The following is a 25,201-nucleotide window of genomic DNA, read 5'->3' on the forward strand; positions in this document are numbered from 1 at the left end:
TGAAAGTTCCCAGGTGGACGAGTTTGGAGAGACGCACACAACCAAGGACGCCTACTGGGAATATGATTTCCGCCAGTTTAGGGAAAAAGCTGAGAACATAAGCCGGGAAATAGTTGAAGCAAACCCGGAACACTATCTGGAATACGTTCCAGATCAGCCGCAAAGCTTGGAAGAGCAGGTAAAGAGCCAAGCGAAAACAATCCAGATGCTGACAGAGTGCCTGCTGGAAATGTCGGAGGCGGTCTATGTGTAACTTATTAACCAATCTCATGATTATGATAACAGGAAAGGATGGTAAAGAAATGATGGCAATGTTATGGGCACAGCAGATCATGCTGGGAAAGAAAACTTATGAGCAGGTTCCACGTCTGCTGAAAGAAAAAGTAAAAGAGATTCTGGCGGACTCCGGCATGGAGGAACTGGTTAAGGAATGATGACGAAACTAAGTATCATCACCAGGCTCTGGTCTCACATTACAGACCTGAGACTCCTTATCAGGGGTCAGGGAAATAAAACTCTGTCCCAGATCGAGGAGGAGTTAGACCTGACAGAATACTACTGCAGGCCATATGCCGATGCCGATGACGCGGACAAACATAACGAGATCAGAGCGGAACCGGAAATGGTCTTGTTTTATTGCGAAAATCAAGGAAAGAGATGAGGTAAATGAAGAGAATGGATAAATTATTTAACTGGATCAGCATTGTAGGCGGTGTGATCGGAGGATTCCTGGCATATTGGTTAGGCGGCTGGGATGCGTTGCTGAAAACAATTGTGTGTCTGGCGGTGCTGGACTACATAACTGGATGTATCAAAGCTATTTACAACAAGCAGTTGTCATCTGAGATTGGCTTTAAAGGGCTGCTCAAAAAAATTGTTATGTTTATCGTGATTGCAGTTGCTTATGCAATCCAGGGACTCATGGGCGGTACAGTGCCACTCCGGGAGGTTGTGATCATGTTTTATATTGCCAACGAAGCATTAAGCCTGTTGGAAAACGCAGCGGAGTTTATACCGGTACCGGATAAATTAAAAGAGGTATTACTGCAGTTAAGGGACAAGGATTCAGAGGGCGAGTGATCGCTCTCTTTTTGCGCCGGCGCAAACCGGCAGAAAGGAGTAATATATGAAATTTGAGCAGGCTTTAAAAGAAATGAAAAGAGGAATCCCCATGAAGTTGCCGTCCTGGGGAGGGTATTGGTGCTGGGATGAAGAGGTACAGAGCATAATTATGTACACAAATGATAATCAGAGGTTGGATATCCGAGAAACACAGCGAGTAGAATATACGCTTATGAATGTGCTGTCAGATGAGTGGATATCTGCTGATGGAAACAACACAACAATCCTTGGCGGTACACCGACATTTAATTTTGGTGAGGCGCTAAAATATCTGAAACGCGGCATGAAAGTTACAAAGAAGAGTTGGCACAAGCCAGGAATGTATCTGGAACTGCAGGTGCCAGATGCTCACAGCAAGATGACAGCACCATACATCTACATCACCATTGATGGCACATATCGTATCCCCTGGCATCCGTCACAGGCAGATGCCCTGGAAGAGGACTGGATGTTTGCAGACTGATTTGCGCCGGCGAAACTAACGGGGAAAGGAGTAACACATGACGAAAACAGAGGCAATCAATGAGATGATTCAGACCGCAAAAGCAGAGGTTGGGTACCTGGAAAAGCGTAGCAATAGTAAGCTGGACAATAAGACCGCAAACGCCGGGGATAATAACTACACAAAATACTGGCGTGACATTATGCCATCTTACCAGGGTCAGCCTTGGTGTGCCGCATTTGTGTCCTGGGTATTGATGCAGGCGTTTGGTAAAGATAAAGCTAATAAAATGTTAAAACACTGGCCTTATGTATATGTACCTACTCTTGCAAGTCTGTTTGCAAACTACGCCAATCCGCAAGTTGGTGATATCGTGATGTTTAAGCATGGCGGCGTATTTACTCATACAGGCATTGTAACGGGTGTTAATGGTGATTATTTTACAACTGTAGAGGGTAATACCAGCGGTGGCAGTACGATCATTGCCAATGGCGGCGGTGTATGCAGTAAAGGGTATTACAACAGCAATCTGCCGGGGACTAAGTTTGCACGGCTTGATTGGAGTATCGTAGCTGGACAGGCCTCTTCTGGCACATCCACTGTGGCAGATATACCAATCAGCATGGGTGCGAATGGCCTTACCATTACCGGTAATAACCTAAATGTCCGTAAGGAGCCAAATGGCGAGATTATTGGCCAGTTGAACAAAGGCGACCGCATTGGATGCGATAAGCGCCGCTGGGTAGGCAGTACATGCTGGTTCCATTATGCGGATGGCTGGGTATCTGGAGATTACCTGGACGGCTGGATCTGCGAGGCCGGGAAGTGGTGGTATATCACTGCAGGGTATAAGTATCCAAAGAACGACTGGAAGCAGACCGGCGGAGCCTGGTACTATTTCGATAAAGAAGGATGGATGGTGACGGGCTGGATTGAGTGGAAAAAGAACTCGTATTACTTAAAACCGTCAGGAGCGATGGCGGCGGATGAGCTGGTAAGGACAGGCGGCAAGGTCTACTACGTGGACAAGTCTGGCAAGATGTGTTATACGGACAGTTCGGGTGCACTTAAATAGCAATGTTGTAATTCGACTCGACGTCGAGTTTCTGACATAATAATAGCCCCGGTGATGAGCCGGGGCAAACAAAAGGGAGCCAGCTACAGCCGGTCCCCAGATTCGTGTTTTACACAGTTAATGTGTACGCAAGCATCATATCATATAAAGCATTTGTTTACAAGTTTAAATAACAAACAAATCCATGTTTTTCCCTTATAGTAAAAAAACCGCCAAATGGCGGTCCCGCGTCCGACGACATTACATGTCGCTTAAACGTTAATTCGGTTGAGCGGGTATACAGCATATTTCTATCTGCAAGTACATAATAGCAGTTTTTGAAGCGGTTGTCAATATACTGACAATTAATTGACAATATTTTGACAGCCAAAAACAGATATTATTTTACACAATATGCAGAAAATGGCCGACAAGTCCGGAAAGATGTGCTATACTGATAAAACAGGAGCACTACTGTAACTATCAACGCACAGAGTGCCACTGTAAAACGCTGTAAGGCTCCGGGTCTCCCGCCGGGGCCTTTTTAGTGGCCATAAATAAAGAGACTATACTAAAGTATAGCCTCTCAGATAAAGAAGGAAATGGTGGAAGTATTACCAGTTTTTCAATAATAACGCTTGGAAGCTCTGATGTCAAGTACAAAACGGCCGACACCATTATAATGCCGGCCATAAAAAAGAGAAGAGCGAACCATTAAGTTCTATTTATAATATGAGATAAGCCTGCTATAAAATACCGATAAGGTCAATAAATGATAAGAAATTTAATGCGGAGCAGGAAGCAAGCTGATACGCAAAACGACCAACACCATTACAGTGCCGGCCGTTCCACGACGAAAAAGAATATTCATACCTCTGGTTGCAAATAAATGATACAACATAATTGGGATTAGAGCAATAGATAATTGTGGACAGTTTTCGACATTACGCCAACATATGTCGTTTGTATCTATATCCTATGGGGCGTTCTTCTGGATATGCCTTGTAATATAGGTACAGGGCATACTGTACGGATACGCTGCCGTGTGCGGGTAACTCAGGGTTCTTCTTCAATGCCGCACTATATAAGTAGGCATCGTGATTTTCAAATACAAGATTGTTTTTCATTCGTGCCACCTTCTTTCTGAAATGCGAACAAATGTTCTTTGATATACTTCAATTATACGAATCTATGTTCGCTTTGTCAACGATAAAAAAACTGGCAGTTTATGGCTGCCAGCTTTAAATCTATATTGTATCATCTCTCTTGTTTAGTTAAATATAAATGTATTCAGTATTATTGGGTTAGTCACAAGTTAGTCACAAATATAGCGGAAATACAATGGTTTCAAGCATATTTATTTAAGAATTTATTAAGATAAATAACATATCAAATTGTGTAAAGAACAATCGTACAAATATGGTATACTGAAAAAGTGTATCTTTCCATTGCTTTTACATGTGGTGAAAAAAAAGGATGTGTAGTATAATGGGTAACAGGCAGGAACAAAGAGATAACCTGCATCCGGAAAATGCATTCGTAAGGAGGAGCAATGAAGATGAAAGAACCGGTATTAGTAGTTATGGCAGCAGGGATGGGAAGCCGTTACGGCGGCCTGAAACAGATTGACCCCATTGACGAACAGGGGCATATCATTATGGATTTTTCCATCTATGACGCAGTGAAGGCAGGATTTAAAAAGGTAGTATTTATAATAAAGAGAGCCAATGAGAAGGATTTCCGTGAGGCGATCGGTGACCGTCTGAGCAGACATATCCAGGTGGAATATGTATTCCAGGAGCTGGAGAATATTCCGGAGGGATTTTCAGTGCCCGAGGGCAGGGTAAAACCCTGGGGAACCGGACACGCGGTACTTAGCTGTATGGACGTGGTGGATGCGCCTTTTGCAGTCATCAACGCAGATGATTACTACGGTGCCCATGCCTTTCGGATGATCTATGATTACCTGACCACACATGAGGACAATGACAAATACCGTTATACCATGGTTGGCTATGTGCTGGAGAATACTCTCACGGAGAACGGACACGTGGCAAGAGGCGTCTGCGAGACAGACGAAAACCATTATCTTGTGGGAATCCATGAGAGGACCCATATTGAGAAGCGGCCGGATGGAGCGGCTTACACAGAGGATGAAGGCAGAACATGGACAGAGATTCCAAAGGGAAGCACGGTTTCCATGAATATGTGGGGCTTTACAGCCAGCATACTGAAAGAGCTAAGAGACAGATTCCCCCTGTTCCTTGAGAAAAACCTGCAGAGCAATCCCATGAAGTGTGAGTATTTCCTGCCCTCAGTGGTGGGTGAGCTGCTGGCAGAAGACAAGGCTACAGTGGAAGTCCTCAAATCCATGGATAAATGGTACGGTGTTACATATAAAGAGGATAAGCCGGTGGTAGTTGCTGCCATTAGAACATTAAAAGAAAGCGGCCTCTATCCGGAGAAACTTTGGGAGGAATAACAAGTGAGCGGCGAGGAACTGATACGCAGAGAGGTAATTGAGAACTTTGCATTTCCGGGAAAGCTGGTGGAGGAGATTCCATACGGCAGCGGACATATAAATGATACCTTCCGTCTGGTATTTGAGACGGAGCAGGGCAGGAGGAGATATATCCTCCAGAGGATGAATAAGAGTATTTTCCACAAACCTGTGGAGCTGATGGAGAATATTGTGGGTGTCACATCCTGGCTCAGGAAGAAGATTCTGGCAAATGGCGGAGATGCCGACAGGGAGACCCTGAACATTATCCATGCCAGGGACGGAAGGCCTTATTATCTGGACCGTGCCGGTGATTACTGGAGAGCGTATCTGTTCATCGAGGGCGCAAGTTGTTATGACAAGGTGGAGAACAAAGAAGATTTCTACCAGAGTGCAGTTGCTTTCGGGCATTTCCAGGGAATGCTGTCGGATTATCCGGCAGAGACCCTGCACGAGACGATCGTAAATTTCCACAACACGGCAAGCAGGCTTGAGGATTTTAAGGCGGCCGTGGAACGTGATACCTGCGGTTACGCCGGCAGCGTGCAGAGGGAGATCCGGTTTGTGCTGGAGCGGGAGAACCTGGCCCATGTGCTGGGGGAGCTGCAGGCTGAGAAGAAGCTGCCTCTTCGGGTGACCCACAATGATACAAAGCTCAACAATATTATGATAGATGATAAGACAGGCAGGGCAATCTGTGTCATTGACCTGGATACGGTAATGCCGGGACTGGCAGTCAATGATTTCGGGGATTCCATCCGTTTCGGCGCCAGTACTGCGGATGAGGATGAGAGGGATTTGTCAAAAGTCTCATGTGACATGGAATTGTTTGAGCTGTATACAAAGGGATTTGTGAAGGGCTGCGCAGGCAGTCTGACAGATAAGGAGCTGGACATGCTGCCCATAGGCGCCATGGTTATGACGTATGAATGCGGAATGCGCTTTCTGGCCGATTATCTGGACGGGGACATTTATTTCAAGACACACCGGGAGGGTCATAATCTGGACCGGTGCCGTACACAGTTCAAGCTGGTTGCGGATATGGAGAAAAAGCTCTCAGCCATGAATGCCATTGTAGATAAATACAGGTAGAGAAAAATTTTCCTTTTCTTTTCAGGGAAAAAGTGTTAAAGTAGTTATGAACAGAAAATATGTTTTAAAACAGGATAGTTAGAAGGAGGAGTTGTAAAATGGCAATTTTAGTGACAGGCGGTGCTGGTTACATCGGAAGCCATACGGTAGTGGAACTGCAGACTGCAGGATATGATGTAGTGGTACTGGACAATCTCAGTAACTCCAGTGAGAAGTCTTTACAGAGAGTGGAGAAGATCACAGGCAAACCGGTTACCTTTTATAAGGCAGACATTCTTGACAGGGATGCGCTGAATGCTGTTTTCGAGAAAGAGAGCATTGATTCCTGTATCCATTTTGCAGGGCTGAAGGCTGTAGGGGAATCTGTACAGAAACCCTGGGAATATTATGAGAATAATATTGCAGGAACCCTGACTCTGGTGGATGTCATGAGAAAACATGGCGTAAAAAATATCATTTTCTCATCCTCCGCAACCGTATACGGGGACCCGGCTTTTGTGCCTATCACAGAAGAGTGTCCGAAAGGACAGTGCACCAACCCTTATGGCTGGACAAAATCCATGCTGGAGCAGATCTTAATGGATATCCAGAAAGCTGATCCGGAATGGAATGTAGTGCTTCTGCGTTACTTCAACCCCATCGGAGCCCATAAGAGCGGCATGATCGGAGAGAACCCCAACGGAATCCCTAACAACCTGATGCCATATATCACACAGGTAGCTGTGGGTAAATTAAAAGAACTGGGCGTATTCGGCAATGACTATGACACCCCGGACGGAACCGGCGTGCGCGATTACATACATGTGGTAGACCTGGCAAAGGGCCATGTGAAAGCCCTGAAGAAGATTGAGGAGAAAGCAGGCCTGAAGGTTTACAATCTGGGAACCGGCATCGGCTACAGCGTTCTCGACATTGTGAAAAACTTTGAGGAAGCAACCGGCGTAAAAATCCCGTATGTGATCAAAGACCGCCGTGCAGGCGATATTGCCACCTGCTATTCCAGTGCAGAGAAAGCGGAAAAAGAACTGGGATGGAAAGCGGAATTCGGGATCAAGGAAATGTGTGCGGATTCCTGGAAATGGCAGTCAAACAATCCGAACGGTTATGAGGAATAAAAAATAAGATTTTATATAAAAACAGCACCCCATGCAGAATATGGTGTGCTGTTTTTATGCTTGGTTTTAATATAATCTTTTGTGTTCGTAGACCGGTTCACAGGTAAGCTGCACAGACAGCTTCTGGAAAATAGTCCTGTCCACAGCGGACAGCATCACAGAGGAATGTACCTGGCAGCCTTTCAGCTTTGGAAGCTGTTCCAATGCTTTCTTAGCTACATCGCTGGTTGCAGCGGAGCTTGAAAGGGCGATAAGCACCTCATCTGTGTGCAGGCGAGGATTCTTGCTTCCGAGATAGGCTGTTTTCAGCTTCTGGATAGGCTCAATGGAGGCCGGGGAAATAACATGGGTCTCATGAGGTATCTCTGCCAGCTCCTTTAAGGTATTGAGCAGCAGTGCAGCGGAGGCGCCCAGCAGATCGGAGGTCTTTCCTGTGATAATGCGGCCGTCCTCCAGCTCCAGCGCAGCGGCAGGGAATCCTGTCACTTCGGCTCTTAAAAGAGCCGCTGATGTGACCTTGCGGTCTTCTGTGGAAATATGAGCCTGTTTCATGAGAAGTTCCAGCTTGAAAACTTCCTCCTGTGTGCGGGTCCCTTCAGCCTGGCCGTCAATGGCCTGATAGTAACGGCGGATGATCTCCTGTTTGGAGGCTTCCCTGCAGGCTTCGTCGTCAATGATACAGTTTCCTGCCATATTGACACCCATATCAGTTGGGGACTGATATGGGCACTGTCCGAAGATGCGCTCGAAGATTGCACTCAGCACAGGGAAAATCTCCACATCTCGGTTATAGTTTACCGTAGTTTCACCGTAAGCGTCCAGATGGAAGGGGTCGATCATATTTACGTCATTCAAGTCTGCTGTCGCCGCTTCGTATGCCAGGTTTACCGGATGCTTCAGCGGGATATTCCAGATTGGGAAGGTCTCGAATTTTGCATAGCCTGCATGGACCCCTCTTTTGTGCTCGTGGTAGAGCTGGGACAGACAGGTGGCCATTTTTCCGCTTCCGGGACCGGGTGCTGTGACAACCACAAGGGGTCTGGTGGTTTCAATGTATTGGTTTTTGCCGTAGCCTTCATCACTCACGATGAGGGGAATATTGCTGGGGTATCCTTCTATGGGATAGTGCAGATAAACTTTGATGCCCAGTTTTTCCAGCTTATCTTTGTATTTATTGGCGCTGTTCTGCCCGGAATACTGGGTGATGACAACGCTTCCCACATAAAAGCCTCTGCCTCTGAAGGCGTCTATCAGGCGGAGCACATCAATATCATAAGTAATGCCTAAATCCCCGCGGACTTTATTTTTCTCAATATCACCGGCGCTGATAACAATAACGATCTCTGCGTGATCGCTGAGCTGCATCAGCATGCGAAGCTTACTGTCAGGGGCAAAGCCGGGCAGAACCCTGGATGCGTGGTAGTCGTCAAAAAGCTTTCCGCCGAATTCCAGATACAGTTTGTTGTCAAACTGATTGATCCGCTGGCGGATGTGTTCTGACTGCATGGACAAATACTTGTCATTATCAAATCCGATTTTCATTTTTTTCTATGCCTCTATTCTACAAAATATTGGGGTATGTGATGTCGCCTTCCATAGTATACTACAAAAGATAGAGGAAATTCCAGTAGCTAAGGGAAAAATATATCATTTTGTTCAGATTACACAGAATAACAGGGAAATTAACAAAAGTTTTATAAATGTGTCGGCTTTTTCACAATCTTCTTATTGATTTATCAAGCCCCAATCCGTATAATAGAAGAGATAATAATAGGAGGAAAGAGATGGATCAAAACCAAAATAGAAACCAGGACCCAAATAAAAAAAGTCCTCAAAATAAGCAGTCCCTTTTGGTGCTCCTTATTTGTATCATAGTCATGCTGCTCTGTATGAATATGATGACAAATATAGGCAAAAAAGATACCAGCAAAATTGATTACAGTGAATTTATCACAATGCTGGACAAAGGGGAAGTAGAGAGTGTAGTTCTGAAATCCGATACTCTGACAGTTACCCTGAAGCATGGTACTGGCATGGCAGCGCAGACCAAGACGGTTACACTGATGGAGGATTTGAGTGAACTTACCAAACGTCTTGAAAAAGCAGGTGTTAAAAGTTTTGACAAGGAGCAGCCCAACATAGCAGGAGAGCTGATATACAGCCTGCTGAGTATTTTGATACCGGTTGTTTTGATGGTTGCCCTGTTCAGCTTTATGTTCCGCCGGATGAATAAAGGCGGCGGTATGATGGGCGGCGTCGGCAAGAGCAAGGCCAAAGCCTATGTGCAGAAAGAGACCGGAGTCACCTTCCGGGATGTGGCAGGCCAGGATGAGGCCAAGGAATCTCTCCAGGAGGTGGTTGATTTCCTTCACAATCCGGGGAAATACACGGCCATTGGTGCCAAGCTGCCCAAAGGTGCCCTGCTGGTAGGCCCTCCGGGAACCGGTAAGACGCTGCTTGCCAAGGCAGTGGCCGGAGAAGCCCATGTTCCGTTTTTCTCCCTGTCCGGTTCGGACTTTGTGGAAATGTTCGTAGGTGTGGGTGCCTCCCGTGTGCGGGATCTGTTTGAGGAAGCCAAGAAAAATGCCCCGTGTATCATCTTTATTGATGAGGTCGATGCCATCGGAAAGACACGTGATACCAGATTCGGCGGCAATGATGAGCGTGAACAGACATTGAACCAGCTTCTGGCTGAGATGGATGGATTTGATACATCAAAAGGTCTTCTGATCCTTGCGGCAACCAACAGGCCGGAAGTATTGGACCCGGCACTTCTGCGTCCGGGACGTTTTGACAGACGCGTTATCGTAGACAGGCCTGATCTGAAGGGCAGGGTAAATATTCTCAAGGTACATGCAAAAAGCGTCTCTCTGGATGAGACCGTGGATCTGGAGGCGATTGCCCTTGCAACGTCAGGAGCTGTAGGATCTGACTTGGCGAATATGATCAATGAGGCAGCTATCCTGGCTGTCAAGAACGGCAGAAAGGCAGTTTCCCAGAAGGACCTGCTGGAAGCCGTGGAGGTAGTACTGGTAGGTAAAGAGAAGAAAGATAGGATCTTAAGCGCAGAGGAGCGCAAGATCGTCTCTTACCATGAAGTGGGCCATGCTCTTGTGAGCGCGCTCCAGAAGGACTCCGAACCGGTTCAGAAAATCACCATTGTACCGCGTACCATGGGTGCACTGGGGTATGTCATGCATGTGCCGGAGGAAGAGAAATTCCTGAATACCAGAAAAGAGCTGGAAGCCATGCTGGTCGGATATCTGGGCGGCCGTGCGGCAGAGGAGATCGTGTTTGACACTGTGACTACAGGTGCCGCCAACGATATTGAACAGGCTACAAAAGTGGCCCGTGCCATGATAACCCAGTACGGTATGTCTGACCGTTTCGGTCTTATGGGACTTGCAGATACCCAGAGCCAGTACCTGGACGGCCGCGCGGTGTTAAACTGCGGCGATGCAACAGCAACAGAGATTGACCATGAAGTGATGAAGCTTCTGAAGGTTTCCTACGATGAGGCGAAACGCCTGCTCAGTGCCAACAGGGAAGCGCTTGATAAGATCGCTGATTTCCTGATCCAGCGTGAGACGATCACAGGCAAAGAGTTCATGAAGATTTTCAGGGAGATCAAGGGAATCAAGGAGCCGGAGGAGAAGAAACGTATTGCTGAAAAAGACGGATCTTCAGCAGCCCCGGCGATAAACGTACCGGCAGATGCGCAGAACGGGACAGCAGGAGATGCAGCAGCTCCGGCAGCCCCGGCGATAAACGGGCCGATGGATGCGGAGAACGGGACAGCAGCTCCCGCAGTTTCGGAACCCGAGCAGAATCCGGTGATCCACACCGTGTCAGGAAGCACAGCGGAAGAGGAAGAAAAAAAATAATCGTACACCTGTTCCTTTTAACAGGAGGATATGATAGAATAAAGGAAGTTATCGCATGGCGGTAACTTCTTTTTCTTTAATATTTCCGGGCAGACAGATATTTTTACAACCGGAAGCTGTGAGGAGGAATACATGTTTAACATAGAGGAAGAACTGAAAAAGCTGCCGGCCAGGCCCGGTGTCTATATCATGCACGATGCTGACGACACCATCATCTATGTGGGCAAGGCCATCAGCCTGAAAAACAGGGTGCGCCAGTATTTTCAGGGCAGCCGTAATCTGGGAATCCGTAAGGAACAGATGGTGGAGCAGATCGCCAGATTTGAATATATCATCACAGATTCCGAGCTGGAGGCTCTGGTCCTGGAGTGCAACCTCATAAAAGAACACACACCAAAATACAACATTCTATTGAAGGATGACAAGACGTATCCCTTTATTAAAGTCACTGTGGGGGAGGATTATCCCAGGATACAAATCGTCCGCAGAGTGAAAAAAGATAAATCCCGCTATTACGGCCCCTACTCCAGCGCTATGGCGGTGAAGGATGTGGTGGAGCTTACCACAAAGCTCTACCGCCTCAGAACATGCAGCAGAAATCTTCCCAAGGATATCGGTAAGGAGCGCCCCTGTCTCTATCACCAGATCCATCAGTGTGACGCGCCCTGCCAGGGATATATTTCAAAGGAAGAATACAGGAAAAAGGTGGATAAGCTGCTGGATTTCCTCAACGGAAACCACAGGGAAATCTTAAAAGAACTGGAAGAAAAGATGCTGGCAGCCTCCCAGGAGATGAATTTTGAGGATGCTGCCCAGTACAGGGATCTGATACAGAGTGTAAAGCGGATCGGGGAGAGGCAGAAGATCACAGACCAGCATGGGGAGGACAAGGACGTTGTGGCGGTTGCCCAGGATGGGGAGGACGCAGTGGCGCAGGTATTCTTTATCCGCGGCGGCAAGCTCATAGGAAGGGATCATTTCTACCTGAAAGTTGCCAAGGAGGACCAGCGGGCCCAGATCATTTCCAGCTTCCTGAAACAGTTCTATGCGGGAACACCCTTTATTCCAAAAGAAATCATGATCCAGGAGGAGATTGAGGACCGCGAAGTGATCACTCAGTGGCTGGAAAAGAGAAAGGGAAGGAAAGTGCACATACGGATTCCGAAGAAAGGAACCAAGGAAAAGCTGGTGGAGCTGGCCCAGAGGAACGCAGAGCTTGTACTCAGCCAGGACAAGGAGCGTATCAAGCGTGAGGAGGGCAGAACCATCGGTGCTGTGAAAGAGATTGCCGGCAAACTGGCCCTGCCGGGATTGGAGCGGATAGAGGCCTATGATATTTCCAATATCAGCGGATTCCAGTCTGTAGGTTCCATGATCGTCTATGAGAAGGGTAAGCCAAAACGCAGCGATTACCGAAAATTCCGTATCAAATCTGTGCAGGGACCAAATGACTATGCCAGTATGGAAGAAGTCCTGACTCGGCGTTTTGTGCACGGCCTGGATGAGCAGGAAGCCAGGAGAAAGGAAAATCTGGATGAGGAGTTCGGCAGTTTTACACGTTTCCCGGACCTGATCATGATGGACGGCGGCAGGGGGCAGGTCAATATTGCCCTGGAAGTGCTGGACAAACTGAACCTGCAGATTCCGGTCTGCGGTATGGTAAAGGATGATAAGCACAGGACCAGAGGTCTGTATTTCAACAATGAGGAGATTCCCATAGACAGGGACAGCGAAGGTTTTAAACTGATCACCAGGATTCAGGATGAAGCCCACCGTTTTGCCATTGAATTCCACCGATCCTTAAGAAGCAAAGGGCAGGTACATTCCATTCTGGACGATATCCCCGGTATTGGGCCGACCAGAAGAAAGGCGCTTATGAAGCAGTTCCAGGGGCCGGATAAGATGAGGGAGGCATCCCTTGAGGAGTTAAAGGCAGTTCCTTCCATGAATGAGCGGGCAGCGGAAGCTGTTTACCGTTTTTTTCATGAGGAACAAGAAAAAAAGGAATAGTTTGGACAGGCTTGTTGAACTTCCAAATGCCTTATGATAAACTAAATAGGAAGAATATGAAAAGGAGAGCGTGCCATATGAAAGGTGTAGAACTGAAAAAGCTGATACAGGAACTAAGACTGTATAATAAGACACCGGATATTGATATTTCCAAAAAAAGAATCACCACACCGGATATTAACCGTCCAGCACTGCAGCTGACAGGGTATCTGGAGCATTTTGAGAATGAGCGGGTACAGATAATCGGATATGTAGAATACACATACCTGCTTCATCTTGGACGTGAGAAGAAAATAGAGGCTTTTGAGCGTTTTGTCTCCAGCCAGATTCCCTGTGTGATATTCAGTACCATGACGGAGCCCGATGAAGATATGCTGGATCTGGCTATGAAATACGAGGTGCCCATTCTGGTGACAGAGCAGACAACTTCCACATTTATGGCTGAGATCATCCGCTGGCTGAATGTACAGCTTGCGCCGTGTATTTCCATCCACGGTGTTTTGGTGGATGTATACGGTGAAGGTGTGCTGATCATGGGTGAGAGCGGTATTGGAAAAAGTGAGGCAGCTCTGGAGCTTATCAAGCGGGGACATCGCCTTGTCAGTGATGACGTGGTGGAGATCCGTCGTGTCAGTGATGTGACGCTGGTAGGTTCAGCGCCGGATATCACCCGCCATTTTATCGAACTGCGCGGCATCGGAATCATTGATGTGAAGACCCTGTTCGGTGTGGAAAGCGTGAAGAACACCCAGTCTATTGACCTTGTCATCAAGCTGGAGGAGTGGAACAAGGACAGAGAATATGACCGTCTGGGTATGGAGGAGGAATATACAGAATTTCTTGGCAACAGGATCGTATGCCATTCTCTCCCTATCCGTCCGGGCAGAAACCTTGCTGTCATAGTGGAATCCGCGGCTGTTAATCACAGACAGAAAAAGATGGGCTATAATGCGGCACAGGAGCTGTACCGCCGTGTACAGGAGAATATGGCAAAGAAGAGAAACGAGGAGGACGAAGACTGATGACTGCATGGTGTTTTGGAATAGATCTGGGAGGAACAAGCGTAAAATGTGCACTGTTTCAGACAGACGGCACAGTGGAAGAGAAGTGGGAGATCAAGACCCGCGTGGAGAACGAGGGGAAAGAGATCCTTCCTGACATAGCAAAAACCATTCTGGCTAAGATGGAAGAGAAGAAGATCGTGAAAGAGGATGTAGCCGGCGTGGGAATCGGAATCCCCGGACCGGTAGATGAGAACGGAGAGATCGCCTGTGCGGTAAATCTTCACTGGGGCAGAAAAAACATTGAAAAGGAACTGGCAGAACTGACAGGTCTTGTGGTAAAAGCCGGAAATGACGCCAATGTGGCAGCACTGGGCGAGATGTGGAAGGGCGGCGGTCAGGGCTCTAAAAACCTGATCTTGGTCACTCTGGGAACCGGTGTAGGCGGCGGTATCATTGTCAATGAAAAAATGGTCACAGGCGCACACGGGGCCGGCGGCGAGATTGGACACGCATCTGTGGAGATGGAGGAAGAGGAGGCTTGCAACTGCGGTAACAAAGGGTGTCTGGAACAGTATGCTTCAGCAACCGGAATCGCAAGACTGGCGAGACGTGCCATGGCCTCCGGCCAGGAAGAATCCGTACTGCGCAGTATGGAGAATGTGACAGCAAAGGATGTGTTCGATGCCTATAAGGACGGAGACGCGCTGGCAGCGAAAGTGGTAGATCAGTTTGCACGCTATCTGGGCAATGCACTGGCTATCTTCTCCTGTGTGGCTGACCCGGATGTGATCGTGATCGGCGGCGGGGTTTCCAAGGCCGGACAGGTCCTGATCGACTGTGTTGAAAAGTATTTCAGACAGTATGCATTTACAGCCTGCAAGGATACAAAGATCAAACTTGCGACTCTGGGCAATGATGCGGGAATCTATGGCGCAGCGAAATTGATCCTCAGCAAATAATAAAAGGGAATAAAAAAGCATTTCCAATCGGATTAGGTTGGAAATGCTTTTTTTTATGCGTTATTCTGTCTCGCCGCCGGGGTCCTCGCCGCCTCCCTCAGGGGGAGCCGGTGTGTCCGGGTTATCCGGTGTATCCGGAGTATCGGGCGTATCAGGATTGTCCGTAGGTGTGTCGCCTCCGGGGTTATCTGTCGGTGTGTCATCGGGATTATCCGTTGGTGTGCCGCCGTTGTTATCCGTCGGCGGATTGCCGTTGTTGTCTGTTGGCGTATCCGTCGGTGTATCGGAAGGCTCATTGCTTTCCTCTGCAGGCGGCGTGTATACTTTATTGGAGTGTACATTACACCGCTTCTTCGGAATTTCATCTGTTTCAAAATACTCCGTGATAGTAGGGCAGGCATAATTAGGAAGAAGTCCTGTCTCACTGCAGACGGTAGTTTTTTCTACGGTTGCCGGCATCTTGAAGTCTGTATCTGTCTTGTCCTCGTGAAGCCTCTGCATGACCTTGCGCCATAAATCCTGATGATAGGTTCTGTAATCGCCGGAAGGCAGTTTCGTGTTGTCATCATATCCTGACCAGACTGTGCAGGTGTAATATGGTGTATAGCCTGCAAACCAAAGGTCATTATAACCCTCTGTGGTACCTGTCTTACCGGCAACATGCATGTTGTTAAGCTGAAGCCTGGTACCGGTACCGTGGTCCACAACATCCTCCATAGCGCTTGTGAGCAGATAGGCGGTGCTGGGTTTGATGACTTTTGTCTTCTCCGGTGTGTTGTCAAGGAAGACATTGCCGTCCTCATCCAGAATCTTGGTGTAGAACATAGGCTTGATATAAGTTCCGTTATTGGCGATCGCCGCATAGGCAGCGGTCAGTTCCAGATTGCTGACACCCCTTGTGATACCGCCCAGAGCGGTAGGCTGTCCGATATCAGAGTACACCTTTCCATCCACAGTCATGGTGTCCACAATGGTGGAAAAGCCGAATTTCAGCAGATATTCATAAGCAAGCTGAGGGGTTACATCTGTGATACATTTTACTGCCACAACGTTGACAGAATTAACGATGGCTTCCCGGATGGTGGTAGGGCCGCCAAAGCTGCCTGTCAGCCAGTTGTTTACCGGTTTGCCGTTTACATATTCATAATATTCATCGTCATAGACGGTTGCCAGTGTCTTGCCGCATTCGTTCAGCGCCGGTGCATAAGTGGAAACAATCTTAAAAGTAGAACCGGGCTGCCTTACCGTTCTGGTTGCTCTGTTCAGCGATAAACTGGTGGCCTTTTCACCGCGTCCTCCCACGATGGCTTTCACATATCCTGTGTGCTGATCCATAATGCACATGGAAGACTGAGGCTGAGGCGTAAAATACTTCTGCTCCGCAATGACGGTGCTTCCATCTTCGGTCTTGGCTGCTTTAAAGGTTTCTATATAGGATTCTGCCTGTTCCTGGCTGTCAAAGAGAAGAGAAAAGTTCGGGTCCTGCTCCTTGAAATAAGAGGTCATCATTTCCTTACTGAAATTTTCTTCTGTTCCATCCGGATGCGCGATAGTCAGTGCGTAATCAAGCCCCACCTGCGTACCTGCAGGGAAGTTTTCCGGATTGCCGTATTCCTCATCGCAAATCTGCTGAACCTGCGGGTCCTGTGTTGTATAGATACGCAGACCGCCGCTGTACAGGGCATTGTAGGCCTGCTGTTCGGAATAACCCTTCTGTGTCATCAGATCGTCAATCACCTGTCTTGTCAGCTCGTCAATGAAGTAGGAATAAGTATCGTCCTCCTCAGAGGATTCGGATTCCACTGCCTGGATCCGGTCATAGACATTGTCTGCCAGACATTCATCATATTGTTCCTTGGTGATATAACCCTGGTCCAGCATATGTTCCAGGACATCTTTACGCCTTTTTGCATTTTCCTCCGGGTTCACTGCCGGGTTGAAACGCGTGGGGTTCTGGCTGATACCAGCAATCACTGTGGATTCTGAGAGCGTCAGTTCACTGACGTCCTTATTGAAATAGCCGTGTGCGGCGGCCTGTACACCATAATTGCCATTGCCCAGGTTGATCGTATTTAGATAGCTTTCCAGAATCTTGTCCTTATCCTTCAGCTGTTTTTCAAGCTGGATAGCCAGGTACTGTTCCTGGAATTTACGTTTGAAACGCTCTACCACAGACTCATTGGTCCAGTCTTTGAATACATTGTTTTTCAGAAGCTGCTGTGTAATGGTACTGGCACCCTCTGAGAAATGAAAACCACTGGTGATACCCTTTACCCCCGCACGGACAATACCGCGCAAATCAATACCATTGTGTTCATAAAAACGTTCGTCCTCAATGGCGACTACTGCATGCTGCAGGTCCAGAGGAATTTTATCAATAGTGACCGGCATACGGTTGGAATTAGGTGCTGTCAGTTTCTGAAGCTGATTGCCGTCAGAATCATAGACAAAGGTTGCTGAACCGATTGGCATAATATTAACGTCCTCAATATCCGGCGCATTATCCAGCAGTCCCTTGAAGGCACCAAAACCTACGCAGCCGCCGATTACCATAATGGCAATCAGGGAAATGAAAATGATGCGTATAAAAGAAACGTGTGCTTTCTTCCCCATCATAGTGGAGCGGGAGGAAAGCGAGTTGCGCTTCTTGTCAGTCGCACGTTTTCCAAAATTCATGTAGTTTGCCTCCTTTTCCTGATTATATACCATACCCATACCATCTATACAAAATACAGCCGAACCATGGCCTGTCCATTCCGTTTTCCGGTAAAGATAAGAGGGCAATATAAGCAGTATACGTTCCTATTATAGCAAAATGGCATAGCGAAATAAAGTAGAACTTATAAATTTAATGGAATTTAAGAGAAATGTTATAACTTTGAAAATACATTTTTATCAGCCACTACCCGCATGTTACGATTTGTGATATGATAATCCCAGACAAAATTCTGCCCCATGCAGGAAAAGGAGGACCCCCATGCTGGAACAATACAACACGATTTACGAGGGCGGCGAGGGAGAAATTATTGAGAAAAAATCACGTTTCATCGCCACCGTAAGACTGGTAAAAACCGAGGAGGAAGCCTTAAGCTTCATAGAAGAAATGCGCAAAAAATACTGGAATGCCACCCACAACTGCTATGCCTATGTCATAGGCGAGCGCAAAGAAACCATGCGCTGCAGCGATGACGGAGAGCCTTCAGGTACAGCCGGCAAACCCATGCTGGACGTCCTTTTAGGCGAGGATCTCTACAATACAGCCGTAGTCGTCACCCGGTATTTCGGCGGCACACTGTTGGGAACCGGCGGCCTTGTCCGAGCCTATTCAAAAGCCGTCCAGGAAGGTTTGGCCTGCAGCCGCATCATCACAAAACACCACGGCATTCTCCTGGAAATCGGCACAGACTACAACGGTGTCGGCAAACTTCAATACCTTTTCGGCCAGCGCGGCATCCCCATCACGGATTCCCGGTACACCGAGGATGTAAAGCTCCAGGTCCTGGTCCCCAAGTCCGAAGAGAATGCAGTAAAAAAAGCCGTGACAGAAGCCACCAGCGCCCGTGCCTCCATCACAGATCTAAAAGAACTCTATTATGCCTCTCTGGACGGCGAATACCTCACCTTTGAAGATTAAAAATACCCTGTCTGCAGTCCGGAATGAATCCGGCGCAGACAGGGTACTTCTTTTACTTCTTAAAATTTCTCAGGCTCAGCGTACTCCTCGCCAAAAGTTTCCACAGTCATACTCTGAATCGTCTGCGGCTCCATGGGACGATCACTGTAATCTGTCCGGACTTCAGCGATAGCGTTCACCACATCCATTCCTTCCGTCACCTTACCGAAAGCAGCATACTGCCCGTCCAGATGCGGAGCATTCTCATGCATAATAAAGAACTGGCTTCCGGCAGAATTTGGATCCATAGCGCGCGCCATAGACAAAACGCCGGCGTCATGCTTCAGATTGTTTTCAACTCCATTTCCGCTGAACTCTCCCTTAATAGAATATCCTGGACCACCCATTCCATTTCCCTGCGGACAGCCACCCTGAATCATAAATCCACGAATCACCCGATGAAACACCAGTCCATCATAAAAACCCTTCTTTACCAAACTAATAAAATTATTCACAGTATTCGGCGCAACATCCGGATACAATTCCGCCTTGATCACGCCCCCATCTGCCATAGTAATCGTAACAATAGGATTAGCCATATCAAAAATCTCCTTTTAAACATTTTTCTCTATTATAATCTCTAAAAATAAAAGGTGCAAGAAATTTCTTTTTTATACTTGTGGCGCAAAAGATTATATTATATTATAACTTATAGTATCTTTACAGAAAGATAAGCGAGACAATCTATGATATATATTAAATTTCCGCAATAACTACAGCTCCACGAAACCATTACCTTCAGCATTCAAACCTACCGCCTGAGAACATCAGGGGAAGCCGTTGGGAGGGGCCGGGCGTGTGATGGGGGGAGCGATGTATAGTGGAGCGGGCAGAAGATCCACCTGCCCCAGACACTTAATGAGGAAGCCTCTGCTGACGAATTTAGTGACTGGGAGCAGGTTAGCTTCTGCCCAAGCGCAACGCTTCGCTCCCCCCATCACACGCCCGGCCCCTCCCAACGGCTTCCCCGTCCGTCTCTCACCCACTAAAAAAGGAGCCACCCACCAAATGAAAACAATAGAAACCACCACCCCAAAAGAAACATTTAACCTGGGCCAATCCATCGCCCAAAAAGCCACCCCCGGCCAAATCTACACCCTAAACGGCGACCTGGGCACCGGCAAAACCGTCTTCACCCAGGGCGTAGCCAAAGGCCTTGGCATAGAAGAACCCGTCAACAGCCCCACCTTCACCATTGTCCAAATATACGAAAGCGGCCGCCTCCCCTTCTACCATTTCGACGTCTACCGCATCGGTGACATCGAGGAGATGGAAGAGATCGGATACGACGATTACTTTTTCGGTGAAGGCATCTGCCTCATTGAATGGGCAGAGCTGATCGAGGAACTTCTTCCCCCGGATGTCATAAAAATCACCATAGAAAAAGACCCATCCAAAGGTTTTGATTACCGCAAAATAACCATAGAAGGTTTAAATGAATAAGGAGATGAAAGAACAATGAAAATCTTAGCCCTAGACAGTTCCGGCCTGGTAGCATCCGTTGCCGTGGTGGAAGACGATATACTGGTAGCGGAATACACAATGAACTACAAGAAAACCCATTCCCAGACCCTGCTTCCCATGCTGGACGAAGTAAAAAAAGCCATATCCCTGGATTTAAATTCCATTGATGCCATAGCAGTAGCCGCCGGCCCCGGTTCCTTCACCGGCCTCAGAATCGGCTCCGCAACAGCCAAAGGTCTGGGCCTTGCCCTGGACAAACCCCTCATAGGCATCCCGACCGTAGACGCCCTTGCCTACAACTTGTACGACACAGCCCCTGATACTCTGATCTGCCCCATCATGGACGCCAGGAGAAAACAGGTCTACACAGGCATCTATTGTTTTGATAACCACGCCTTAAAAATTTTGAAACCCCAGGACGCTGTCCCTATGACAGAGCTTATAGAGGAGCTGAACCGAACCGGAAAATCCGTCATTTTCCTGGGCGACGGCGTACCTGTATACAGAGAGCTTATAGAGGAGACCTGCCATGTCCCCTATTCCTTTGCCCCGGCTCATATAAACAAACAGAGAGCAGCCGCTGTGGCAGCGCTTGCCCAAATCTACTATAAAGAAGGGAAAATGGAGGACGCTGCTGACCATCAGCCCGATTACCTCAGAGTATCACAGGCTGAGAGAGAACGCGCAGCCCGCCTTGCAAAAGAAGAAAATGCTGATCATTAGAGATATGCGCCCCGAAGACACAGCGGCAGCCGCACAGATTGAGGCGGAAAATTTTTCACGCCCGTGGAAGGCATCCGGCTTTCTGGATGCAGTGCAGTCTGTAAGTGCTGTTTACTTCGTGGCAGAACTTGACGGCGTTGTCACAGGCTATGCAGGCATGTGGACAGCTCTGGATGAAGGTGAGATCACCAATGTCTCCGTGAAATCTTCCTGCTGGGGACAGCATATAGGAAGACAGCTTGTAGAGGCACTTCTGGAGGCCGGCAGGAAAGCAGGGGTCTCCTCCTTCTATCTGGAAGTACGCCAGAGCAACGAAAGAGCGATTTCCCTGTACCGTTCCTGCGGGTTTGAGGAAGCAGGATTGAGAAAAAATTTCTACGAGGCGCCCACAGAACACGCTGTCGTAATGTGCAAAAGATAGCAGAACTGCTATCTTTTTCTATATCTGCAACTGTTTCCCACTGGGCTTTTACACACATTTTCTGTATAATGACAGAGAATAGACAAGGAAGAGAAAGGATCTGGCGTACAAGCTCAAGGCAGGAGGATAAAGACTATGCGAAAATACGAAAAAAAGGAAACGGGCATGCTCACAGAGCTATACTGCAACCGCTGCGGGAAAAAACTGCACGTGGAAAACGGTATAGCCATGGAAGGGGTACTCCCTGTTGACATAGCCTGGGGATATTTCTCAAAAAAGGATACACAGCGCCACCAGTTTGACCTGTGTGAAGACTGCTATGATGAAATTATCCGCGGGTTTGCCATACCTGTTGATGAGAAAATTGAAAAGGAATTGTTGTAGTGGAAAAAAATGTGTGCTAAGATAGAAGCGCAGTCAACAAAGAAATGAAGAGAAATGAGGAAATGACAGATGCTGGATGTTTGTCTGTTGGGCACAGGAGGCATGATGCCGCTCCCAAGGCGGAAACTCACCTCACTTATGACCCGCTATAACGGCAGTAATTTTATGATAGATTGCGGCGAAGGCACACAGGTCGCAGTAAAAGAGAAAGGATGGAGTTTCAAGCCGATCGATGTGATCTGTTTTACACATTATCACGCTGACCATATCAGCGGGCTTCCGGGACTCCTTTTGACCATGGGAAATGCAGAGCGGACAGAACCGCTGACACTGATTGGCCCCAAAGGGCTGGTACGTGTTGTTCAGGCTCTGCGCGTGATCGCTCCTGAACTTCCCTTTGACATACAATGTATAGAACTGACACAGCCGGAGGAACAGATGGAAGTCTGTGGATACCATATCACGGCATTCCGTGTGAATCACAATGTAACCTGCTATGGATACTCTATTGAAATTAAGAGGGGCGGCAAATTTGACGCTGCCCGTGCAAAAGAACAGGGGATTCCGCTGCAGTGCTGGAACCCGCTTCAGAAAGGGCAGATTGTTGAAGCAGACGGTAAAACATATACGCCTGATATGGTTTTAGGCCCTGCAAGAAAAGGAATCAAACTGACCTATACCACAGATACCCGTCCTGTAAAATCCATTGCGGAACATGCCAAAGACTCCGATCTGTTTATCTGCGAGGGCATGTACGGAGAGCAGGATAAAGAGGAGAAGGCCAAAGCTCACAAGCATATGACTTTCAGGGAAGCAGCACTTCTGGCAAAAGAAGCGCAGGTAAAAGAGCTGTGGCTCACACACTACAGCCCATCCCTTGTACGCCCGGAGGAGGCTCTCCCCGAAGCCGCGAAAGTATTTCCCAATACGATTGCAGCCCGGGACAGGCAGTCCGTGGAACTGCAGTTTGAGGAAGAATCATAAGGCATCCCGGGCATTGCCGGTGAGTTTTGTGAAAAAGGAGAATGTAAAATGGAGAAGAAAAATGAGGATGTACTGATCCTTGCAATAGAAAGCTCCTGTGACGAGACTGCCGCCTCTGTGGTGAAAAACGGCAGGACCATATTATCCAATATCATATCGTCCCAAATAGAGCTGCACAAATTATACGGAGGAGTTGTTCCTGAAATAGCCTCCAGAAAACACATTGAAAAAATTAACCAGGTCATTGAGGAAGCGTTAAAAGAGGCGGACGTGACCCTGGACGATTTAGATGCCATAGGCGTCACATACGGACCGGGTCTTGTAGGCGCGCTGCTTGTAGGGGTGGCTGAGGCAAAAGCCATCAGTTTTGCAAAAGACATTCCGCTTGTAGGTGTGCACCACATAGAGGGGCATATTTCAGCGAATTATATTGAACATCCGGATCTGGAACCGCCGTTTTTGTGCCTGGTGGTTTCCGGAGGACATACCCATCTTGTGATCGTGAAAGATTACGGGGAGTTTGAAATCCTGGGCAGGACAAGAGATGACGCCGCAGGTGAGGCATTTGATAAAGTGGCAAGAGCCATTGGGCTTGGTTATCCGGGCGGACCGAAGATAGACAGGCTTTCCAAAGAGGGAAATGCCTATGCCTTTGATTTTCCTAAGGCGAAAGTGGACGAGGCGCCATATGATTTTAGTTTCAGTGGTGTCAAATCAGCAGTGCTGAATCATTTGAATAAATGCAGAATGCAGGGCGAAGAGATTGTGGCGGCAGATGTTGCGGCCTCTTTTCAGCGTTGTGTTGTGGAAGTGCTTGTGGAACATGCTATCGCAGCAGCAAAAGACTATAAGATAGACAAACTGGCAATCGCAGGAGGGGTGGCTTCAAACAGCGGCCTTCGCACAGCCATGGAGGAAGCCTGCAGAAAACATAACATTGATTTTTATCATCCGTCTCCTATTTTCTGCACAGACAATGCCGCAATGATAGGAGTGGCAGCTTATTATGAATATCAAAAAGGAACCAGACACGGTCTTGACTTGAATGCGATTCCGAATCTGAGGTTAGGAGAGCGCTGATGAAATCCACCGCAATTGTGCTGGCAGCAGGCCAGGGAAAGAGAATGAACAGTAAAGTACAGAAGCAGTTTCTTCTAATTAAGGGGAAACCGGTCCTGTATTACAGCCTGTCCTGTTTCCAGAACAGCAGGGAAATTGAAGAAATTATTGTTGTTACAGGAAATGACAGTATAAATTTCTGTAAACAGGAAATTATAGAAGCATATGGTTTTTCTAAAGTGAAGGCAGTGATCGCCGGCGGCAGAGAACGCTATGATTCTGTCTACGCGGGACTGTGCGCCTGTGAGGACAGCGATTATGTATTTATACACGATGGGGCTAGACCCTTTTTGACAGAAGATATGATCAGAAGGGGGAAAGAAGCAGTTCTTGCCAGTGGTGCCTGTGTCATCGGTATGCCTTCAAAAGATACCATCAAAATCGCAGATGAGAACGGAATGGTGGCGTCTACACCCAGCAGAAGCCTGGTGTGGAACATTCAGACGCCGCAGATTTTTTCATACACTGCAATTCGGGAAGCTTATGAGAGGGCGCGGCAGCAGAATATGGCGGATATTACGGATGATGCCATGGTAATGGAGCGCTTTGGAAACATGAAAATCAAGCTGGTAGAGGGTTCCTATGAGAACATAAAAATCACCACGCCGGAGGATATTCTTGTCGCAAAGAAAATTTTGGAAAAAATTCAAAAAATCTATTGACAACTTCCGACATAAGTGATAAGATACCACTTGTCGCTGACCGAGTGATAGATATGGAGAGATATCGAAGTGGTCATAACGAGGCGGTCTTGAAAACCGTTTGTCCGCAAGGGCGCGTGGGTTCGAATCCCACTCTCTCCGTTCCCGAAAGCAAATATCGAGAACGAACCAGAGGGGTGAGTTCAAGATTGGTTATGATGCTTTTGGATATATAAATGAATATTTGATTGATTCAGCCTGGAGAAGTACCCAAGCGGCTGAAGGGGCTCCCCTGGAAAGGGAGTAGGTCGTTAATAGCGGCGCGAGGGTTCAAATCCCTCCTTCTCCGTTTTCTCTTAGAAAAATAAGAGAAAAAAGTTGTTGACAAACGACAGAAGATGTGATAATCTATTATAGCTGTCGCGAAAACGGCAACATCCGACAGAAGAAAAAACTTCTATAAAAAATAAAAAAAGTTCTTGACAAGCTCAAAACGATATGATAAAATATCAAAGCTGTCAAAAACTGACAGGAACCTTGATAACTGAACAGTGAAACACATGAATCGAAAATTCTTTTACATTCAATTTTAAGAACGGTTCTAACGAAC

Annotated in this window: 25 protein-coding genes and 2 tRNA genes; 23 read left to right on the top strand and 4 right to left on the bottom strand. The window is 47.5% G+C overall.

Annotation, left to right across the window (positions count from 1 at the left end):
- The 6 genes from MUB35_RS29295 to MUB35_RS29320 form a co-directional block, all read left to right on the top strand.
- Window positions 1-253: hypothetical protein (locus MUB35_RS29295; RefSeq protein WP_244807315.1), on the top strand; the 253-nt coding region annotated here is incomplete at its 5' end.
- Window positions 246-434: a CD1375 family protein gene (locus tag MUB35_RS29300; protein ID WP_244807316.1), complete on the top strand. Its 189-nt coding sequence runs from the start codon at window positions 246-248 to the stop codon at window positions 432-434. The genes MUB35_RS29295 and MUB35_RS29300, both read left to right, overlap by 8 nt.
- The gene (locus tag MUB35_RS29305; protein ID WP_244807317.1) at window positions 431-661 is read left to right on the top strand and encodes a hypothetical protein; all 231 of its coding nucleotides are present in this window, start codon (window positions 431-433) and stop codon (window positions 659-661) included. The genes MUB35_RS29300 and MUB35_RS29305 overlap by 4 nt, the downstream gene beginning before the upstream one ends.
- Window positions 662-666: 5 nt before the next feature.
- On the top strand, window positions 667-1,080 hold the full coding sequence (locus tag MUB35_RS29310; RefSeq protein WP_331477693.1) for a phage holin family protein: 414 nt from the start codon (window positions 667-669) through the stop codon (window positions 1,078-1,080).
- 46 nt (window positions 1,081-1,126) lie between these two features.
- Window positions 1,127-1,585: a DUF2829 domain-containing protein gene (locus MUB35_RS29315; RefSeq protein WP_118593924.1), complete on the top strand. Its 459-nt coding sequence runs from the start codon at window positions 1,127-1,129 to the stop codon at window positions 1,583-1,585.
- A gap of 37 nt (window positions 1,586-1,622) precedes the next feature.
- Window positions 1,623-2,639 carry a CHAP domain-containing protein gene (locus MUB35_RS29320; protein WP_118593923.1) on the top strand — a complete coding sequence of 339 codons (1,017 nt, stop codon included), beginning with the start codon at window positions 1,623-1,625 and terminating at the stop codon, window positions 2,637-2,639.
- Window positions 2,640-3,562: 923 nt separating this feature from the next.
- On the opposite strand, the gene MUB35_RS29325 is transcribed toward MUB35_RS29320, so the two are convergent.
- Window positions 3,563-3,745: a hypothetical protein gene (locus MUB35_RS29325; protein ID WP_118593922.1), complete on the bottom strand. Its 183-nt coding sequence runs from the start codon at window positions 3,743-3,745 to the stop codon at window positions 3,563-3,565.
- 431 nt (window positions 3,746-4,176) lie between these two features.
- On the opposite strand from MUB35_RS29325, the gene MUB35_RS29330 reads away from it, so the two are divergent.
- The 3 genes from MUB35_RS29330 (at window position 4,177) to galE (ending at window position 7,325) form a co-directional block, all read left to right on the top strand.
- The gene (locus MUB35_RS29330) at window positions 4,177-5,100 is read left to right on the top strand and encodes a nucleotidyltransferase family protein (protein WP_227211957.1); all 924 of its coding nucleotides are present in this window, start codon (window positions 4,177-4,179) and stop codon (window positions 5,098-5,100) included.
- Window positions 5,101-5,103: 3 nt separating this feature from the next.
- A complete protein-coding gene (locus MUB35_RS29335; protein WP_244807318.1) occupies window positions 5,104-6,210 on the top strand; it encodes a phosphotransferase enzyme family protein in 1,107 nt (368 codons plus the stop codon).
- A gap of 98 nt (window positions 6,211-6,308) precedes the next feature.
- On the top strand, window positions 6,309-7,325 hold the full coding sequence (galE, locus tag MUB35_RS29340; RefSeq protein ID WP_033140727.1) for a UDP-glucose 4-epimerase GalE: 1,017 nt from the start codon (window positions 6,309-6,311) through the stop codon (window positions 7,323-7,325).
- A gap of 66 nt (window positions 7,326-7,391) precedes the next feature.
- On the opposite strand, the gene MUB35_RS29345 is transcribed toward galE, so the two are convergent.
- Window positions 7,392-8,867, bottom strand: coding sequence for a DUF1846 domain-containing protein (locus MUB35_RS29345; protein ID WP_033140726.1), 1,476 nt, complete (start codon window positions 8,865-8,867; stop codon window positions 7,392-7,394).
- 242 nt (window positions 8,868-9,109) lie between these two features.
- Here MUB35_RS29345 and ftsH point away from each other — a divergent pair, with 242 nt between their 5' ends.
- From ftsH to MUB35_RS29365, 4 genes are all read left to right on the top strand, one after another.
- Window positions 9,110-11,209, top strand: a complete 2,100-nt coding sequence (gene ftsH / locus MUB35_RS29350) for an ATP-dependent zinc metalloprotease FtsH (RefSeq protein WP_148393535.1) — start codon at window positions 9,110-9,112, stop codon at window positions 11,207-11,209.
- A gap of 132 nt (window positions 11,210-11,341) precedes the next feature.
- Window positions 11,342-13,219: an excinuclease ABC subunit UvrC gene (gene uvrC / locus MUB35_RS29355; protein WP_033140724.1), complete on the top strand. Its 1,878-nt coding sequence runs from the start codon at window positions 11,342-11,344 to the stop codon at window positions 13,217-13,219.
- A gap of 77 nt (window positions 13,220-13,296) precedes the next feature.
- Entirely contained in the window at window positions 13,297-14,241 is a 945-nt protein-coding gene (gene hprK / locus MUB35_RS29360) for an HPr(Ser) kinase/phosphatase (RefSeq protein WP_033140723.1), read from the top strand.
- Window positions 14,241-15,182 (top strand): ROK family glucokinase, encoded by a 942-nt coding sequence (locus MUB35_RS29365; RefSeq protein ID WP_033140722.1) that lies wholly within the window; start codon window positions 14,241-14,243, stop codon window positions 15,180-15,182. The genes hprK and MUB35_RS29365 overlap by 1 nt, the downstream gene beginning before the upstream one ends.
- Window positions 15,183-15,242: 60 nt before the next feature.
- On the opposite strand, the gene MUB35_RS29370 is transcribed toward MUB35_RS29365, so the two are convergent.
- Window positions 15,243-17,858: a PBP1A family penicillin-binding protein gene (locus tag MUB35_RS29370; RefSeq protein ID WP_244807319.1), complete on the bottom strand. Its 2,616-nt coding sequence runs from the start codon at window positions 17,856-17,858 to the stop codon at window positions 15,243-15,245.
- Between the two features lie 301 nt (window positions 17,859-18,159).
- On the opposite strand from MUB35_RS29370, the gene MUB35_RS29375 reads away from it, so the two are divergent.
- Window positions 18,160-18,816 carry a YigZ family protein gene (locus tag MUB35_RS29375; RefSeq protein WP_033140720.1) on the top strand — a complete coding sequence of 219 codons (657 nt, stop codon included), beginning with the start codon at window positions 18,160-18,162 and terminating at the stop codon, window positions 18,814-18,816.
- Between the two features lie 59 nt (window positions 18,817-18,875).
- Here the strand turns inward: MUB35_RS29375 and MUB35_RS29380 are convergent, their stop codons facing one another.
- Window positions 18,876-19,394 (bottom strand): peptidylprolyl isomerase, encoded by a 519-nt coding sequence (locus tag MUB35_RS29380; protein ID WP_033140719.1) that lies wholly within the window; start codon window positions 19,392-19,394, stop codon window positions 18,876-18,878.
- Window positions 19,395-19,863: 469 nt separating this feature from the next.
- On the opposite strand from MUB35_RS29380, the gene tsaE reads away from it, so the two are divergent.
- The 9 genes from tsaE (at window position 19,864) to MUB35_RS29425 (ending at window position 24,940) form a co-directional block, all read left to right on the top strand.
- Complete coding sequence (gene tsaE / locus MUB35_RS29385; protein WP_033140717.1) at window positions 19,864-20,298, top strand: tRNA (adenosine(37)-N6)-threonylcarbamoyltransferase complex ATPase subunit type 1 TsaE; 435 nt, start codon at window positions 19,864-19,866, stop codon at window positions 20,296-20,298.
- A gap of 15 nt (window positions 20,299-20,313) precedes the next feature.
- Window positions 20,314-21,042: a tRNA (adenosine(37)-N6)-threonylcarbamoyltransferase complex dimerization subunit type 1 TsaB gene (gene tsaB / locus MUB35_RS29390; protein ID WP_244807320.1), complete on the top strand. Its 729-nt coding sequence runs from the start codon at window positions 20,314-20,316 to the stop codon at window positions 21,040-21,042.
- Complete coding sequence (gene rimI / locus MUB35_RS29395) at window positions 21,029-21,463, top strand: ribosomal protein S18-alanine N-acetyltransferase (RefSeq protein WP_033140715.1); 435 nt, start codon at window positions 21,029-21,031, stop codon at window positions 21,461-21,463. Before tsaB ends, rimI begins: the two co-directional genes overlap by 14 nt.
- A gap of 135 nt (window positions 21,464-21,598) precedes the next feature.
- Window positions 21,599-21,847 carry a hypothetical protein gene (locus MUB35_RS29400; protein ID WP_033140714.1) on the top strand — a complete coding sequence of 83 codons (249 nt, stop codon included), beginning with the start codon at window positions 21,599-21,601 and terminating at the stop codon, window positions 21,845-21,847.
- Window positions 21,848-21,916: 69 nt separating this feature from the next.
- Window positions 21,917-22,831, top strand: coding sequence for a ribonuclease Z (locus MUB35_RS29405; RefSeq protein WP_033140713.1), 915 nt, complete (start codon window positions 21,917-21,919; stop codon window positions 22,829-22,831).
- 48 nt (window positions 22,832-22,879) lie between these two features.
- A complete protein-coding gene (gene tsaD / locus MUB35_RS29410) occupies window positions 22,880-23,911 on the top strand; it encodes a tRNA (adenosine(37)-N6)-threonylcarbamoyltransferase complex transferase subunit TsaD (protein ID WP_244807321.1) in 1,032 nt (343 codons plus the stop codon).
- Entirely contained in the window at window positions 23,911-24,612 is a 702-nt protein-coding gene (gene ispD / locus MUB35_RS29415; protein WP_244807322.1) for a 2-C-methyl-D-erythritol 4-phosphate cytidylyltransferase, read from the top strand. The genes tsaD and ispD overlap by 1 nt, the downstream gene beginning before the upstream one ends.
- Window positions 24,613-24,667: 55 nt before the next feature.
- Window positions 24,668-24,753: transfer RNA gene (locus tag MUB35_RS29420), tRNA-Ser, on the top strand.
- Window positions 24,754-24,851: 98 nt separating this feature from the next.
- Window positions 24,852-24,940 (top strand) — tRNA-Ser (locus MUB35_RS29425).
- Window positions 24,941-25,201 lie beyond the last annotated feature (261 nt).

The sequence above is a fragment of the Blautia sp. NSJ-175 genome (assembly GCF_022867815.1).
Classification (GTDB): Bacteria; Bacillota; Clostridia; order Lachnospirales; family Lachnospiraceae; genus Blautia; species Blautia celeris.